This window comes from Streptococcus mitis, from assembly GCF_003942695.1.
Classification (GTDB): domain Bacteria; phylum Bacillota; class Bacilli; order Lactobacillales; family Streptococcaceae; genus Streptococcus; species Streptococcus mitis_BD.
Genome location: NZ_RJNU01000035.1, coordinates 1 through 599, shown reverse-complemented (window position 1 = coordinate 599; position 599 = coordinate 1). Strand labels below are relative to the sequence as shown.

Genomic DNA, 599 nt, shown 5'->3' with positions numbered 1-599 from the left:
TGACTTGCAGATACTGATGCGCTAGTTGATTCGCTTGCACTTACAGACGCTGAAGCTGATTGACTTGCAGATACTGATGCGCTTGCTGATTGGCTAGCTGATACAGATGCTGAAGTTGATTGACTTGCAGATACTGATGCGCTTGCTGATTGGCTAGCTGATACAGATGCTGAAGTTGATTGACTTGCAGATACTGATGCGCTAGTTGATTCGCTTGCACTTACAGATGCTGAAGCTGATTGACTTGCAGATACTGATGCTGAAGTTGATTGACTTGCAGATACTGATGCGCTAGTTGATTCGCTTGCACTTACAGATGCTGAAGTTGATTGACTTGCAGATACTGATGCGCTTGCTGATTGGCTTGAGCTTACAGATGCTGAAGTTGATTGACTTGCAGATACTGATGCGCTTGCTGATTGGCTAGCTGATACAGATGCTGAAGTTGATTCGCTTGCAGATACTGATGCTGAAGTTGATTGGCTTGAGCTTACTGATGCGCTAGTTGATTCGCTTGCACTTACAGATGCTGAAGCTGATTGACTTGCAGATACTGATGCGCTAGTTGATTCGCTTGCACTTACAGACGCTGAAGCTGA

Annotated in this window: 1 protein-coding gene; it reads right to left on the bottom strand. The window is 45.1% G+C overall.

The genetic code is table 11. The annotated features are described in order from the left end of the window. Positions 1-599 (bottom strand): hypothetical protein (locus D8852_RS09955; RefSeq protein ID WP_185755619.1); only part of this gene is annotated, 599 nt, incomplete at both ends.